Below are 17,907 nucleotides of genomic sequence, written 5' to 3' on the forward strand. Positions count from 1 at the left end.
ACAGCCTTCATGACGTTCCATCACGAGTTGCTGCCCGCGTGCCGGGCGGGGGGAAGTAGCCCGCCCGCACGAAGAAATCGATGTACTTCCCGAACAGCTCCTCCGTCACCGACGGGCACGTCACGCCGCTGTCTGCCAGCGCGGCCTCCGTATCCGCCGTGTCGATCCCCGGGGAGGCGTCCGCACCGTCCAGCACCATCGTTTCGAACGCTTCGAACAGTGGCAGCATGGCGTTCTCCCGGTCGGCTCTGACGAGGCCGCTCCAGGTATCGCGGTCCAGCTCGTCGAGGGCGTAGCCGTGCCCGCGCAGGTACTCCACGCAGTCGGCGAAGGTGAGGCCGTGCTGGTTGTACAGGTGAAAGACGCATCCGCTCGCCTCCCGCTGGCCCGACAGGCTGACGATCGCGGCGCTGACGAAGTCGACGGGGACGAAGTGCACCTCCCCGCCCAGGCCCTCGGGGACCGCACCGGCTTGGAGCAAGCCCTTGAGACTCAGCCACACGAAGTCACTGGTCTGACAGGCGCCCCGCTCCTGGTCGCCGGAGATGACGTCCACCCGGTGGATCGTCGCGGGCAGCCCCCGGTCGACGGCCAGGCTCACGATGCGCTCCGCCACCCACTTGCTCTGCACGTAGCCGGTGGGCTGGAGCTCCGGCGCGGCCGTCGGCGAGCCCGGAGTGCGCGGCACGCCGTCCGCCGCGCCGCCCCCGAAGACGCCCGTCGTCGACACGTAGTGGACCGGCACCGTGCGGTGGCGGGCTGCCAGCCGCAGCACCTCGACGGTTCCCCCGACGTTGGGGGCCTTCAAGTCCGGGTACGGATAGAGCCAGTTCACGGCTGCTCCGGCGTGGTACACGACATCCACCCGCTGGGCCAGGTCGTCGAACTGCTCCTCGCCCAGACCCAGCAGCGGCTGGGCCAGGTCGCCGACGACCACGGACAGGCGTGCGGGATCGACCTCGTCCCAGACCTCGTACCACTCCAGGCTCGCCCTGAGCCGCTTGAGCGCCGCCTCCTCGTCCCCGGCGCGCACAAGGCAGTGCACCTGGGCCCGGCCCGTGCGCATCAGGTCGCGCAGCAGGAACGCGCCGAGGAATCCGGTGGCCCCGGTCAGGAGGACCTCGCCCGGGTCCTGCGCCGCGTGCACCACCTGAGCGGCGGGGCATATGTCCTCGGGCAGGACGACCTCCGCCGCGAAGTCCACCCCGTGCCGGGAGCCGGAGACCTCGTGGCTCAGCGTCTCCCGCAGCGCGTCCCGCAAGAACTCGGCAAGCTCTCCGGGGGTGGGGCGGTCGAAGATCAGGGTGGCCGGCATCCGGCAGCCGGTCGCGGCAGCCAGCCGGTTGCGCAGCTCGACCGAGGTGAGAGAGTCAAACCCCAGTTCGGGGAAGCGCTGGTCGCGCTGAATGCCGTCGGCGCTCGTACGTCCCAGCACCGCGGCTGTCTCGGCGAGGACCAGCTCCAGCACGACCGCGATCTGCTCATCGTCACCGAGCCCGGTGAGCCGGCCGGTCAGCTCCTTGAGTCCGCTGTCACTGTTCTGCGCCTTGCGGCGCAACGGCGCGCGCAGCAGCCCCCGCATGACGAGCGGCGCCTGGTCGGGCTGCTCGCCCAGCACACTCACGTCCAGCGGGGTCCCGACGAGCGCCGGTGTCCCCATCCGCATGGCGGTGTCCAGCATCGCCGTGCCGTGGTCCTGCGCGAGGGGGCGGAAGCCACCCCGGGCTATGCGGTTGAGGTCCGCCTCGTCCAGGTGCCCCGTCATGCCGGTCTCCTGCGTCCACACACCCCAGGCCACGGAGGTCGCGGGCAGCCGCTGCGCCGCTCGGTGCTCCGCCAGCGCGTCGAGGAAGACGTTCGCCGCCGCATAGGTGGACTGGCCCGCACCGCCGATGACACCAGCGATCGAGGAGAACAGCACGAACGCCGTCAGGTCGGCGTCCCGGGTCAGTTCGTGCAGATGCCATGCGCTGTCGGCCTTGGGGCGCAACACCGTCTCCAGTCTCTCGGCCGTCTGGTCCTGGACCAGGCCGTCGTCCAGCACGCCGGCCGTGTGCACGACCCCCGTCAGCGGGCGTCCGGCAGGCACATCGGCCAGCACCTTCGCCAGCGCTTCACGGTCGGCGGTGTCGCATGCGACGACCTCCACTTCCTCGGCCCCCAACGCAAGGAGCTCGCACCGCAGTTGTTGAGCACCCGGCGCTTGCGGGCCCCGGCGGCTGACGAGCAGGAGGCGAGGCACTGCATGCTCGGTCACAAGATGCCGGGCGAAGAGGGCACCCAGAGAACCGGTGCCCCCGGTCACGAGGACCGTGCCCGCACGGCTCCACGACTGCCGCGTCCCCTGCTCGCCGCGATCCTCGCGGACAGCGGGGGTGCGGGGGTGGGATGCGTCCTGCTCGTACCGAGCGACACGGCGCATGCGGGGAGCGTAGAGGCGGCCCTCGCGCACCGCGATCTGCGATTCACCCGATGCGACGGCGCGCGCCAGCGCCGCGCCGGAACACGGGTCATCGTCGAGGTCGACCAGCACAGTCCTGCCCGGAGCCTCCGACTGCACCGAGCGCAGCAGGCCCCACAGCGCACCCGCTCCGGGGGCCCGTACGCCTTCCCCGAGCGCGCTCATCGCGCCCCGCGTGGCTACCACCAGCCTCGTGCCGGCCAGCTCGTCCGCCGCTGTCCACTGCTTCACCACCTCCAGCGCCTCGGAAGTCACCGCCCGTACGAGCGCGGGGTATTCGGGGCCGGACGGCGTCTTCAGCTGCTCCGTGAAGTCGAGGAGCACGGCATCCAGCGGGGCGTCCGCGGCGACGACAGCGGGAACGCCGCCGAACCGACGGGCGCCGGTCACGATGTCCTCACCTCCGCCGTCGCCGAGCAGCCCCCAGCGGAGGGTCGGTTCGGCGGCAGGAACCGTACGCACGGGGTTCCAGTGCACGCGGAACAGCGCATCGTAGTCCCGCTTGGCTCCCCTCTCCAGCTCCTCGCGAGTCAGTTCGCCCCGCTCCACGCCCTCGGCGCTCAGGACGACCTGGCCGGAGAGGTCGGCAGCCAGTAGGGACACGTTCTCGCCGTCCCGCCTGAGCCATACACGCAGGGCGGCGGCGCCGGTCGCATACAAGCGGACTCGTCGCCACACGAGTGCCCTGCCCGTTGCGCCGGTCGGGTCGACCGCGCCGTTCGGAGTGGTCGTATCGGACACAGCGGTGCCGGTGGCGGCTGCAGGTTCGGCCGCACCGGCAAGGAGGGCGGGCTGTACGGCCAGGTCCAGGAGAGCGGGGTGCAGCCCGTAGTGCGCGACGGTCGTGTGGAACTGTTCAGGCAGAGCGACCTGCGCGCACACCGTGTCCCCCGAGAGCCACGCCTCCGTGCTCCCGCTGCCGTACGCGTCCTCAAGCGGCACCGCCACCGCATCGGCCGGGAGCCACTCACCAGACACCGGCTCCTCGTTCGTGGCGGCCACTCCCAGCCTGCCGCAGGCATGCGTCGTCCATACGGTGTCCACAGCGTCCGTGCGAGCCGAGACGACGACCGCACGCTGCTCGTCCTCATTGGGGGCGCCGACCCTCACCTGTATCTGGAGCGCGCCTTCCTCCGGCAGCACGAGGGGGGTGGTCAGGGACAGTTCTTCCAGCTGATCGCAGCCGACTTCGTCGCCGGCGCGGATCGCCAGCTCGACGAAGACCGAGCTGGGCACCACGGCCGTGCCATGCACGGTGTGGTCGCTGATCCAGGGATGAGTGCGCCGTGAGAGCCGCCCGGTGAGCAGGACCTCGTCTCGTCCCGCAACCCCGACGGTCATGCCGAGCAGGCCGTGCGCGGCCGTCGTGGCGCCGAGGTCCTCAGCCTCTGTCGGCAGAACCTGGTCGTGCACCCAGTAGCGTTGGCGTTGGAAGGGGTAGGTGGGGAGAGCGACCCGGCGGGCGCCGGGGAGTACCTTCTCCCAGTCGATATGGACGCCACGCGCGTGGAGCCTGCCCAGGAGCAGGGCCAGGGCGGTGGGCTCGTCCTGGCCTTGGCGCAGGACCGGAGCGACGACGCCCGGGGCACCTTCCACGCCGGAGGCGACGAGGGCGCTGAGGACTCCGTCCGGGCCGATCTCCACGAAGTCCGTCACACCCTCCCTCTCCAGGGTGCGTAGGGCGTCGTGGAAGCGGACCGTGTCCCGCAATTGTCCGACCCAGTACTCCGGTGACATCAACTCACCGGGACCGACCAGTGAGCCCGTGACCGTGGAGACAAGAGGAATGACCGGGTCCTTCAGCTCCAGACCGGCCACCACACCACGGAACTCCTCCAGCACCCCGTCCATATGCGGCGAGTGGAAAGCATGGCTCACCCGCAGCCGCGACGTACGCCAACCCCGCTCCCGCCACCGGGCCACCAACCCATCCAGCACCTCGACGTCACCCGAGACCACGACCGCCTCCGGACCGTTCACCGCAGCGACACCCACACCCTCCAGGCCCGTCAAGTCCTCGACAACCTGCCGCTCCGACGCAGCAACCGCAACCATCGCACCATCGCCACGAGCCGCACCCATCAACCGACCCCGCGCCACCACCAGCACCGCCGCATCCTCCAGCGACAACACCCCAGCGACATGAGCCGCGGCAATCTCACCGACCGAATGCCCCACCACGAAATCCGGCCGCACCCCCCAACCCTCCAACAGCCGGAAGAGCGCCACCTCCACCGCGAACAAAGCCGGCTGCGTGAACTCCGTACGATCCAACAAACCCGCAGCCCCACCCCCCTCAACAGCAAACATCACCTCACGCAACGGACGCGGCAGCAGACCGTCCAACTGCCCGCACACCTCACCCAACACCTCCCCGAACACCGCAACCCGCTCCGCCAGTTCACGCCCCATCCCCAACCGCTGCGCACCCTGACCCGAGAACACGAACCCCATACGCCCCACACCGGAGCGCTCCTGCACCACCACACCCGGATCCGGCACACCCGCGGCCAGTGCTTTCAGGCCCGCGAGTAGTTCGTCCCGGTCCCGGCCCGCGACCACCGCACCCGACTCCAGCACCGCACGCCCCGACACCAGCGACCACGCCACATCCGCCACACCCACGTGCTTGTCACGCTCGACACGCTCCGCCAGGCGCCCCGCCTGCGCACATACCGCCTGAACCGAACGCCCCGACAACACCCACGGCATCACCCCTGGCACCGGCACGGACTCCGGTGCCGGCTCCAGCTCTGGCGCCGATTCCAGCACCACGTGCGCGTTCGTCCCGCCCAAGCCGAACGACGACACCGCGCAACGACGCGCCCCGCCCGCGACCGTCGGCCACGGCCGCCCCTTCACAAGAAGCTCCACGGAACCGGCGGTCCAGTCGACGTGCGGGGTCGGCTCATCCACGTGCAGGGTGCGGGGCATCACACCGTGCCGCATCGCCTCCACCATCTTGATCACACCACCCACACCGGCCGCAGCAACGCTGTGGCCGATATTCGACTTGAGCGAGCCCAGATACAGGGGCCTGTCCTTCTCCCGGCCCTGGCCATAGGTCGCCAGCAGCGCCTGCGCCTCGATCGGATCACCCAGCCGGGTACCGGTGCCGTGCGCCTCCACCAGGTCGATCTCACCCGCCGCCAGACCCGCGTCCGCCAACGCCTCACGGATCACCCGCTCCTGCGACGGACCGTTCGGAGCGGTCAGACCGTTCGACGCACCATCCTGATTCACCGCCGAACCCCGCAACACCCCCAACACCTCATGCCCCAGACGCCGCGCATCCGACAAACGCTCCAGCAACAGCAGGCCCACACCCTCCGACCAACTGGTGCCGTCGGCAGCCGCGGCGAAGGACTTGCACCGGCCATCCGCAGCAAGACCCCGCTGCCGGGCAAAGTCGACCAGCCCGCCGGTGTCACAGCTGATCGTCACTCCGCCTGCCATGGCCATCGCCGATTCGCCCGAGCGCAACGACCGCATCGCCAGGTGCACGGCGACGAGCGAGGAGGAACAGGCCGTATCAAGGGCCACCGCAGGACCTTCGAATCCGTACGTATACGCCACCCGGCCCGCGGCAACACTGCTGAGTTTGCCGGTCATGAGGTAGCCCTCAACCTCTTCGGGGGCCCCGAGCCCGAGGTAGCTCTCCTCCACAAGGCCGACGAAGACGCCGGTCCTGCTCCCCCTCAGCGTGGTGACGTCCAGGCCCGCGTGCTCGAACAGTTCCCAGGACGTCTCCAGCAGCACCCGCTGTTGCGGGTCCATCGCCAGAGCCTCACGCGGGGAGATCCCGAAGAAGCCCGCATCGAACCACGCCGCATCATCGAGGAAGCCGGCCTGCGTCGCGTAAGACTTCTGCTTCACCTTCTCGATGTCCCAGCCCCGGTCCTCGGGCATGTCCGTGATCGCGTCGCCGCCCCGATCGACCAGGTCCCACAACCCCGCAGGGTCCGTCACGCCCCCTGGGTAGCGGCAGGCCATCCCCACGATCGCGATCGGCTCCCGCGCCTTCTCCTCCACCTCACGCAACCGCCTCTGCGTCTCCTGGAGGTCGGCTGTCACTCGCTTGAGGTAGGTGACCAGCTTTTCTTCATTGGACATGGCAAGAGTCCCTTTCATGGAAGTACGGAGGAATGGGGCAGCGGGGTCGCGCGGTGGGCGTCGTCCGGTCAGTCCGTGGGGCGGCCCAGTTCCGTGTCGATGAGGGTGAAGAGCTCATCCACGGAGGCGGACTCGATCCGGTCCTTCTCCTTCGGCTCCGCACAGTTCTCCTCACCTGTGGTCCCCACGGAAATCTCCAGCCTCGATGCCATGGCCCACAGCCGCCGTTGGATCGCCTGCCGGTCCTGTGCGTCGTCCAGCACCGAGGAAAGAAGCGCCTCGACGCGATCCAGCTCCCCGATCAGCTGCGTCGTCGTGTCGGCCTTCTCCGGTGCGACCCGGTCAAGCAGGTAGTCGGCGACACCCGCCGGAGTGGGGTGGTCGAAGACCAGAGTCGCCGGAAGACGAAACCCGCCGACCGCCGACAGGCGATTGCGTAGTTGGACAGCGGTCATCGAGTCGAAACCGATCTCCTGGAACGCACGGTCGGCCGCGACGGCTCCGGAGTCGGACCGGCCGAGTACAGCAGCAGCCTCACGCTGTACGAGGTCGAGAACGTACTTCCTCCGCTCCTCCTCGCTCATGCCGGTCAGTGCGGCCCGCAGATCGGCAGGCTCGCCCTGCGCGATACGCCTGCCCTGCGCTCTCACCAGGTCGCGCAGCGCGGAAGGAACCATGTCGTATGCCCGCAACGCCACCATGTCCACGGCACCCGCCGTCACTACGGGCGAGATTCCAGCGGGCTTCCCTCCAAGAGCACGGTCGAACAGCTCCCGTCCCCGTGCCGTGGTGACGGGAATGAACAGGTCGCTCCCGAGCCGCTGGTTCGAGCCGCCCGCGCCGGTGCCACCTGTCTCCTGCGGCGATTCGGTGGCATCCCAGGCAGCTCCCCAGGCCAGGGCGAGGGCAGGCAGACCCTGCGCCGCTCGGTGGCGGGCAAGGCCATGGAGATACGCATCGGCGGCAGCCGAGTTGGCACGGCCGATGCCGCCGAAGGCGCCCATCGCAGAGGAGAAGAGGACGAAGGCCGACAGGTCGAGGTCACGGGTCAGCTCGTGCAGATTCCACGCCCCGTCCACCTTCGGCCGCAGCACCCGCTCCAACTGCCCCGCACCCATCTCCGCCAGCACACCGTCCTCAGCCACGTCCACCGCATGCACCACACCCGACAACGGACGATCCACCGGAACCTCCGCCAACACCCCGGCCAGTGCCTCACGGTGCGTAACATCGCACGCGACGATCTCCACCTCGGCGCCCGCGGCGACCAACTCACTACGCAATCGATCAGCACCGGGCGCATCAGGACCCTGACGACTCACCAACAACAGCCGCGACACCCCATGCTCAGCAGCCAAATGCCGGGCGAAGAGCGCGCCCAGGAAGCCCGTACCGCCCGTGACGAGCACCGTTCCTTCGGGGTCCCACTCTCTCCGGCTCATCGCCGTGACGCCGACATCCGCGAGGTGGCGCAGCCGGGGGACCCAGATACCGCCGCCACGGACCACCAGTTCCCGTTCGCCGGCCGATATCGCCGACGCCAGCTCGGCCAGCGGCGGTTCGTCGGGGTCGGTGTCGGCATCGGCCAGCACAAGCCGGTCCAGGCCCTCCGCCTGAGCGGCGCGCAGCAGCCCGAGCACCGCCGCGCACTCCATATCGGTCGGTTCGCCCTCCGCGACGGCTACCGCGTTCCGGGTGAGGACGACGATGCGCATGTCCCCCAACTCCTCTGCGGCCAGGAGCTCATGGACCAGAGCGAGCGACCTGCGCGTGCCCTCGTACACGTCACCGGTCGGCTCCCACGGCACCAGCAGCGCGCCGACGGACTCACCGTCCGACGCAGCGCGCGTGACCGCCGCCACGTCGGCGAACCCGGTCGCCCCGTTGAGCCCGTCGCCGAGGACTCCCCACCGCAGCGCGGCAGACGTGACGGCGGCACCGTGGCGCACCCACTCGACGGAGGAGAGTTCCCGCTGCCCGTCGGGCCGGTCCGCGTCCGCCGCGACGAGCTCCTCCACGAGAATGTCGCGGTACGTGACGGACTCGACGCTGAGTACGGGCTGACCGCTCAAGTCGAGGAGTTCGAGCGCGACGCTGTTCTCCTCTTCGGAAGTCGCCCGGACACGTACGGCTTCGGCACCGACCGCGTGCAGCCGTATGCCACGCCATACGGTCGGCGCTGCCTGCTCGCCCCTGCCCTCCGCCACCGGGGGCGACGCGAGCACCGCCGCCACCAACGCGGGGTGCAGACCGTAGCGCCCCGCCTCCGCCGACCACTCTTCCGGGAGCCGGACGTCCACGGAGCCTGACTCGCCGCCACCTGCCACGGACGGCGCCGTTCCGGAGACATCGCCGGGCTCTTCCTGCCCGCCTCGCGAGAGAAACCCCTCGGCGCACACCGACCATGCTGCGCCACCGAGAGGGCAGGCGTGGATGGTGATCCGGCGTCGGCCCGACACGTCGGGAGCGCCGAGATATGTCTGAATCCGCAGCTCGCCCCGTTCCGGCAGCACTACCGGTGCGGGGAAGGTGAGTTCGTCCACTTGAGCGCAGTCGACCTCGTCGCCGGCGCGGATCGCCAGCTCGACGAAGACCGAGCTGGGCACCACGGGGAAGCCGTGGATGGTGTGGTCGCTGATCCAGGGGTGGGTGCGCTGCGAGAGATGTCCGGTGAGGACGACCTCGTCTCCGTCGGCCAGCGGCAGCACCGCGCCGAGCATGGGGTGCTGGATGCTCTCCAGCCCCAACCCGGCCGGGTCCGCGGATGCTGCCCCACTGCCCTCCAGCCAGTAGCGCTGGCGTTGAAAGGCATAGGTGGGAAGACCGACCCGCCGGGCACCGGGCAGCACCTTGGCCCAGTCGACGGTGATGCCACGAGCGTGGAGCCTGCCCAGCAGGGAAGCGAGCGCGCTGCACTCGTTCTGGCTACGGCGCAGGGCGGGGGCGACGATGCCGGGTTCTCTCTCGACACCGGAGGCGACCAGCGCGCTGAGCACCCCGTCGGGGCCGACCTCGACGAAGTCGCTCACGCCCTCCTTCTCCAGGGTTGCTACGGCATCGTGGAAGCGCACCGTGCCGCGCAGTTGGCGCACCCAGTAATCGGGGGAGGTGAGCTCGCCCGGCTCGGCCACCACACCGGTGACCGTGGAGACCAGCGGAATGACCGGATCCTGGAAGGCCAGCCCAGCCGCCACCTTGTGAAACTCCTCCAACACCCCATCCATATGCGGAGAGTGGAAGGCGTGGCTCACCCGTAGCCGCGAGGTGCGCCAGCCGCGCTCCCGCCACCGGGCCTCCAGCCCGTCGAGTACGTCGGCATCGCCGGAGACGACCGTTGCCTCGGGACCGTTCAGGGCAGCGATCCCCACGCCTTCCAGGCCCGTCAGGTCCTCGGTGACCAGCTTCTCCCCCACGCCGACGGCCACCATCGCCCCGTCGTCTCGAGCCGCACCCATCAGACGGCCCCGCGCAGCCACCAGCACCGCCGCATCCTCCAGCGACAACACCCCAGCGACGTGGGCCGCGGCGATCTCACCGACCGAATGCCCCGCAACGAAATCCGGCCGTACACCCCAACCCTCCAACAGCCGGAAGAGCGCCACCTCCACCGCGAACAAAGCCGGCTGCGTGAACTCCGTACGGTCCAACAGCCCCGCCGCCTCACTCCCCTCCTCCGCAAACAACACCTCACGCAACGGACGCGACAACAACCCATCCAAACGCCCACACACCTCATCCAGCACCACCGCGAACTCAGGCACCCGCTCCCACAGCTCACGGCCCATCCCCAACCGCTGCGCCCCCTGACCCGAGAACACAAAGCCGAGCCGTCCCGTAGGAACGCGCTCCTGGACCACGACACCCGCATCCGGAGCACCCGAGGCCAACGACCGCAAACCCCGCACCAGCTCGTCCCGGTCCCGGCCCGCAACCACCGCACCGGACTCCAGCACCGCCCGGCTCGAAACCAGAGACCACGCCACATCCGTCGCAGCCAGATCCCCGCCACTCTCGACGCGCTCCAGCAACCGGCCCGCCTGGGCGCGCACCGCCTCCGCCGAACGCCCCGACAACACCCACGGCACCACAGCCGCCCCCGCAGCGGACACCGACACCGCCGACACCTGCTCCGGCGCGGCCTCCAGCACCACATGCGCGTTCGTCCCACCGAGGCCGAATGACGACACGGCAGCACGGGCGGGTCGGTCGCCGGTGTGCGGCCAGGGCCGTTCCTCGGCGAGGAGTTCCAGGGAGCCGTCGTTCCAGTCGACGTGCGGGGTGGGTTCATCGATGTGGAGGGTGCGAGGCAGCACGCCGCGCCGCATCGCCTCCACCATCTTGATCACGCCACCCACACCCGCAGCCGCCTGGGTATGGCCCACATTCGACTTCAGCGACCCCAGATACAGCGGCCTGCTCTTCTCCCTGCCCCGCCCGTACGTCGCCAGCAGCGCCTGCGCCTCGATCGGGTCACCCAACCGCGTGCCCGTGCCGTGCGCCTCCACCGCATCGACATCACCCGCGGCCAGACCGGCGTCCGCCAACGCCTCACGGATCACGCGCTCCTGCGACGGCCCGTTCGGTGCGGTCAGGCCGTTCGACGCACCGTCCTGGTTCACCGCCGAGCCCCGCAGCAGCGCCAGCACCTCGTGTCCGAGACGCCGCGCGTCCGACAAACGCTCCAGCAGCAGCATTCCGGCGCCCTCGGCCCACGACGTGCCGTCCGCAGCCGCAGCGAACGGCTTGCACCGGCCGTCGACGGAGAGGGCGCGTTGCCGCGAGAACTCCATGAACGACACAGGAGTGCACAGCACGGTGACACCGCCCGCGAAAGCGAGATCGCACTCGCCCCGGCGCAGTGCCGTAGCCGCTGAGTGCATGGCGACGAGCGACGAGGAGCACGCCGTATCGAGGGACACGGCGGGTCCCTCGAACCCGAACGTATACGCCACCCGGCCGACGCCGATGCTGCCGGAGGTGCCTCCCGCGACGTAGCCCTGAACCTCGACCGGTATCTGTTCCAGGACATTGGCGGCGAAGCCCTGGTACATCTGGCCGACGAACACGCCGGTACGGCTGCCTCGCAGGGTGGCCGGCACTATGCCCGCGTCCTCCATCGCCTCCCAGGTGGTCTCCAGCATCAGCCGCTGCTGGGGGTCCGTGGCCAGGGCTTCGCGGGGGGACATGCCGAAGAAGTCGGGGTCGAAGCCGCTCACGTCACCGAGGAAGCCGCCTTCCCGTACATACGAGGTGCCCATATGTTCCGGATCGGGGTCATACACGTCCTCGCGCCAGCCACGGTCCTGCGGGAACGGCGAGATCGCGTCGACGCCCTGGTCGACCAAGTTCCACAGCCCCGCACGGTCCGTCACACCGCCCGGGTAGCGGCAGGCCATCCCCACGATCGCGATCGGCTCCCGCGCCTTCTCCTCCACCTCACGCAGCCGCCCACGCGCTTCCCGCGCATCCGCTATCGCGCGCTTGAGGTACTCCCGGAGTTCCTTCTCATCAGCCATCAGAATTCAACCCTTAAGGTCCATACGTGCAGGTGAAGCGAGGGTGTAGCCGGGGTGGCCCCGGCAAGGGGGCCGCCCTCTCGGCGCAGATGAAGGCCACGGGCGCCGGGGACAGACGGCCGTCTCGTTCAGGTCGGCCGACCGTCCACCCGCGCGGGGCTACTCGCCCCTGTCGACCAGGGCGAAGAGCTCCTCGTCGCTGGCGGAATCCAGGTCCTCGTCCAGCCCGCCCCCGGACAACTCCATAAGCCGCTGCAGCCGTTCGGTGATCTGCTGCCGCATCGCGACGTCCTCACCCACACCCCGGATACGCTCCTCCAGCCCCTCCAGGGTCGTGAGCAGGGTGTCGGGGGTGACGTCCGGGGCGAGTGTGTACTGCGTGGTGAGTTGCCCGTTGAGGAATCCGGCCAGCGCGCCGACCGAGGGATAGTCGAAGACGACCGTGTTCGCCAACCGTAGCCCGCACAGGCTGTTCAGCCGGTTTCGCAGCTCCACGGCGCTCAGCGAGTCGAAGCCCATTTCCTGGAACGCACGGTCCGCATCGATCGCGCGCGGATCGTCATGGCCCAGAATCCCGGCCACGGCCCCCTGGACCAGGCTGATCAGAGCCCGCTCCCGCTCCCCCGATGACAGACCCGCCAGCCGCGCGCTCAACGACTCGGGCCCAGAAGCGTCCTGACGTTCGGCCGTCGTGCGCTTCCGTGCGGTGGGTACCAGGCCCTCCAGGAGCGCCGGCACGTTGTCGCCCTGCGTGCGGAGTGCGCCTGTGTCCACGCCCGTCAACGCCACCACGGGCTCACCGGAGACCTGTGCCGCGTCGAAGAGGCCCATCGCCTCCTGCGTGGGCAGTGCCCGTAGACCCATACGTACCAGTCGCCGACGGTCGATCTCGCTCAACTCACCACTGATACCGCTGGACTCCTCCCACAGCCCCCACGCCAACGAAAGGCCGGGAAGCCCGGCAGCCCGCCGCCATGTCGCAAGTGCGTCCAGGAACGCGTTACCCGCCGCGTAGTTGGCCTGTCCGGCCGTCCCGAACAGACCTGCCAGCGACGAGTACAGAACAAACGCTGACAGGTCGAGGTCGCGGGTCAGCTCGTGCAGGTTCCACGCGCCATCGACCTTGGGCCGCAGCACCCGCTCCAGCTGGCCCGCGTCCATCTCGGCCAGCACGCCGTCCTCAGCCACGCCGGCCGTGTGCACGACACCCGACAACGGACGATCAGCAGGAACCCCCGCCAACACCTGCGCTAGCGCCTCACGGTCAGCCGCATCACATGCCGTGAGCGTGACGCGGGCCCCGAGCCCGGCCAGTTCCTCGCACAGCTCGGCCGCGCCAGGCGCATCCGCGCCTCGCCGACTCAGCAACAGCAGATCGCGCACGCCGTGCTCGCTCACCAAGTGCCGGGCCGCGATCCCACCGAGAGTGCCCGTCGCCCCCGTAACCAGGACAGTCCCACGACCCCAATCCGGACGCCCCACACCCGCACCGGCCTCACCACGAGCCACATGGCCCAGGCGCGGCGTCAGCAACTGGCCGCCACGCACCGCAACCTGCGACTCCCCCGAACCCACAACCGCCCGCAACACATCGCCCACATCAGCCGACATCGAGCTACTCTCCAGATCCACCAGAACGATCTGGCCCGGGAACTCCGTCTGCGCCGAACGCAACAACCCCCACACCGACGCACCGGCTAGATCAACCGCCCCCTCGCACCTCGCCACGGCCAGCGCGCCTCGCGTCACCACCACCAACCGCGACCCCTCGAACCGCCCCTCCCCCAGCCACTCCTGCACCCGCCCCAAAACCTCAGCCACCACACCACGCACCTCACCAGCAACATCCGGGGAGTCAGGCGTCTGGCCTGGTATGCGGCGGGACGTGACCGGTGCGACGACCACGGCGGGCGCGGACGCGCCGTCCTGGTCCAGCGCGGAAACGAGCGCGGCAAGGTCGGCATACGCACGTCCGCCGGCCGGCGTTCCCGCAAGAAGGCCCTCAGCGTCCCCCAGGACGGCCCAGGTGCCGGCCGGCTGGTCGGCCGTTCCGGGCTTCACAGCTTCCCACTTCATGAGGAACTGGCTGTCGCCGCGTGTGCCGCCCGCCTCCGACAGGGCTTCCTTCGATACCGGTCGCAGTGCCAGCGAATCCACCGACGCGACCAGCGCGCCGGTCTCGTCGACGGCGGTCAGCGAGACCTCCGAGCCGGCGGCTCCGGGGTCCGGCAGTGAGAGCCGGACGCGCAACAAGGACGAGGTGGCTCCGTACACGTTCACACCGGACCAGGCGAACGGCAGCTGCGACTGGTCGCCTTCCGTGACGATCCCGGGCAGCAGCGCATGTAGCGCCGCGTCCAGCAGCGCGGGGTGCACCCCGTACTGCGGCGCATCCGCGCGGCACGCTTCCGGAAGCACGATCTCGGCGAATGCCTCGCCATCGCCCCGCCACGCCCGGCGCATCCCCTGGAAGGCCGGACCGTACGCGTAGCCCTGCTCGATCAGCCTCTCGTAGGCACCGTCGAGCGGTATCTCCGTGGCACCTTCGGGCGGCCACACCGTAAGACCGGCCGCTGCGGATGCGTCGGCTCCGGCCTCTCTCGTCGCGAGGGTTCCTTCCGCGTGCACGTTCCAGGTGCGGTCCGGCTCGCCGTCCGCGTCGGCGGACCGGGAGGAGATGCTGATCTGGCGACGGCCCGCTTCGTCGGGGGTGCCCACGCGTATCGACACCTGGAGCCCGCCGTGTTCCGGCAGCACCATCGGCGCGGTGAGGTGCAGTTCCTCCACCCGGTCGCAGCCGACCTCGTCGCCGGCACGGGCCGCGAGTTCGAGGAGCCCCGTTCCCGGCACGAGAACCGTGCCGTGGATGGTGTGGTCGGTGATCCAGGGGTGAGTGCGTCGCGAGAGGTGTCCGGTGAGGACGACCTCGTCCCCGTCGGCCAGGGGCAGCGCAGCACCGAGCATGGGGTGCCGGACGTTCTCCAGGCCCAGCGAAGCCGGGTCTGCGGGCGCGGCGGTCTCCTCCAACCAGTAGCGCTTGCGCTGGAAGGCGTAGGTGGGAAGACCGACCCGTCGGGCACCGGGCAGCACCTTGGCCCAGTCGACGGCGATGCCACGAGCGTGGAGCCTGCCCAGGAGCGAGGCGAGCGCAGCGCACTCGTCCTGGCCACGACGTAGAACCGGCGCCACCACACCCGGATCGCCCACCACCCCGGCGGCGACCAGGGCGCTGAGCACCCCGTCGGGGCCGACCTCGACGAAGTCGGTCACCCCTTCCTTCTCCAGGGTCCGCACGGCGTCGTGGAAGCGCACCGTCCCGCGCAACTGCCCCACCCAGTAGTCGGGAGAGGTCAACTCGCCCCGCTCGGCCACCAAACCGGTGACCGTGGAGACCAGCGAGATTGACGGCTCCCGCAGCTCCAGTCCGGCCACGACCTCGCGAAACTCCTCCAACGCCCCATCCATGTGCGGGGAGTGGAAGGCGTGGCTCACTCGCAGCCGCGAGGTGCGCCAGCCGCGCTCCCGCCACCGAGCCTCCAGCTCATCCAGTACGTCAGTGTCGCCGGAGACGACCGTCGCCTCGGGCCCGTTGAGCGCGGCGATCCCCACACCGTCCAGACCGGCCAGGTCCTCGGTGACCAGCTTCTCCCCCACGCCGACGGCCACCATCGCCCCGTCGTCTCGAGCCGCACCCATCAGACGACCCCGCGCAGCCACCAGCACCGCCGCATCCTCCAGCGACAACACCCCAGCGACGTGGGCCGCGGCGATCTCACCGACCGAATGCCCCGCAACGAAATCCGGCCGTACACCCCAACCCTCCAACAGCCGGAAGAGCGCCACCTCCACCGCGAACAAGGCAGGCTGCGTGAACTCCGTACGATCCAACAGCCCCGCCGCCTCACTCCCCTCCTCCGCAAACAACACCTCACGCAACGGACGCGACAACAACCCATCCAAACGCCCACACACCTCATCCAGCACGGCGCCGAACTCCGGTACAGCGGTGGCCAGTTCACAACCCATGCCGAGTCTCTGCGCGCCCTGACCCGAGAACACGAACCCCAGCCGCCCCACACGGGTGCGCTCCTGGACCACCACGCCCGCATCCGGAGCGCCCGAGGCCAACGACCTCAGACCGCGTATCAGCTCATCGCGGTCGCGACCCGCGACCACTGCGCCGCACTCCAGGACCGCCCGCGACGACACCAGGGACCACGCCACATCCGCCGCGGCCACGTCCCCGCCGCTCTCGACGTGCCCCAGCAGACGGCCCGCCTGCGCGCACACCGCGTCCACCGAGCGCCCCGAGAGCACCCACGGCGCCACGGCCAACCCCGCACCAGAGACCGGTTCCGGGGCGGGGGCCTGGGCTTGCTGTCCGGTCTGCTCGGGGGCGGCTTCCAGTACCACGTGGGCGTTCGTCCCGCCGAGACCGAACGAGGAGACAGCGCAACGGCGCGCCTCTCCCTCAGCCACGGTCCATGAACGGTCCTCCGTCAGCAGCCGCATCTCACCCCCGCCCCAGTCGACGTGGGGGGTGGGCTCGTCGACGTGGAGGGTGCGGGGCAGCACTCCGTGCCGCATCGCCTCCACCATCTTGATCACGCCACCCACACCCGCAGCCGCCTGGCTGTGGCCGATGTTCGACTTCAGCGACCCCAGGTACAGCGGCCTGTCCTTGTCCCGGCCCTGTCCATAGGTGGACAGGAGGGCCTGGGCTTCGATGGGGTCGCCGAGCCGGGTTCCCGTGCCGTGTGCCTCGACAGCGTCGATGTCACCGGCGGCCAGTCCGGCGTCCGCGAGCGCGTCGCGGATGACCCGTTCCTGCGAGGGGCCGTTCGGCGCGGTCAGACCGTTCGACGCACCGTCCTGGTTCACCGCCGAACCCCGCAGCAGCCCCAGCACCTCGTGTCCGAGACGCCGCGCGTCCGACAGACGCTCCAGCAGCAGCATTCCGGCACCCTCGGCCCAGCCGGTGCCATCGGCGGCCGCGGCGAAGGACTTGCACCGGCCGTCAGCGGCGAGGCCCCGCTGACGCGAGAACTCCACGAACGCGACGGGGGTGGACAGCACGGTGACGCCGCCCGCGAAGGCGAGGTTGCACTCGCCCCGGCGCAGCGCCGTCGCGGCCATGTGCATCGCGACGAGCGACGAGGAGCACGCCGTGTCCACGGACACCGTCGGTCCTTCGAACCCGAAGGTGTACGCCACCCGACCTGCGGCGATGCTGCCCATGCTGTTGCTGACGAGGTTGCCCTCGTAGCCCTCCTTGGGGAGGTGGGGCCGGGCGCCGTAGTCGTGGTACATCTGGCCGACGAACACGCCGGTACGGCTGCCCCGCAGACTGGCCGGCACTATGCCCGCGTCCTCCATCGCCTCCCAGGTGGTCTCCAACAGGAGCCGCTGCTGCGGGTCCGCCACCGTGGCCTCGCGGGGGGACATGCCGAAGAAATCGGGGTCGAAACCGCTCACGTCGTCAAGGAAGCCGCCCTCATCCACGTACGACTTGCCCACGCGGTCCGGGTCCGGGTCGTAGAGGTCCTCGCGCCAGCCACGGTCCTGCGGGAACGGCGAGATCGCGTCGACGCCCTGGTCGACCAGGTTCCACAGCCCCGCACGGTCCGTCACACCGCCCGGGTAGCGGCAGGCCATCCCCACGATCGCGATCGGCTCCCGCGCCTTCTCCTCCACCTCACGCAGCCGCCCACGCGCTTCCCGCGCATCCGCTATCGCACGCTTGAGGTACTCCCGGAGTTCCTTCTCATCAGCCATCGGAATCCAACCCTTCAAAGTCCATGTGTGAGGTGAAGCGGG

At 70.0% G+C, this 17,907-nt stretch carries 1 protein-coding gene and 2 pseudogenes; all 3 read right to left on the reverse strand.

Annotated features, from left to right (window positions below):
* Positions 1–7: 7 nt before the first annotated feature.
* Positions 8–6,574, reverse strand: coding sequence for a type I polyketide synthase (locus tag ACFY12_RS03540; RefSeq protein ID WP_390714020.1), 6,567 nt, complete (start codon positions 6,572–6,574; stop codon positions 8–10).
* A 68-nt stretch (positions 6,575–6,642) separates the two neighbouring features.
* A pseudogene (locus ACFY12_RS03545) lies at positions 6,643–12,051 on the reverse strand (beta-ketoacyl synthase N-terminal-like domain-containing protein); the annotation flags it as partial.
* Between the two features lie 198 nt (positions 12,052–12,249).
* A pseudogene (locus tag ACFY12_RS03550) lies at positions 12,250–17,847 on the reverse strand (type I polyketide synthase); the annotation flags it as partial.
* Between the last annotated feature and the right edge of the window lie 60 nt (positions 17,848–17,907).

Source organism: Streptomyces sp. NPDC001339 (genome assembly GCF_042895955.1).
In the GTDB taxonomy this organism is placed as follows: domain Bacteria; phylum Actinomycetota; class Actinomycetes; order Streptomycetales; family Streptomycetaceae; genus Streptomyces.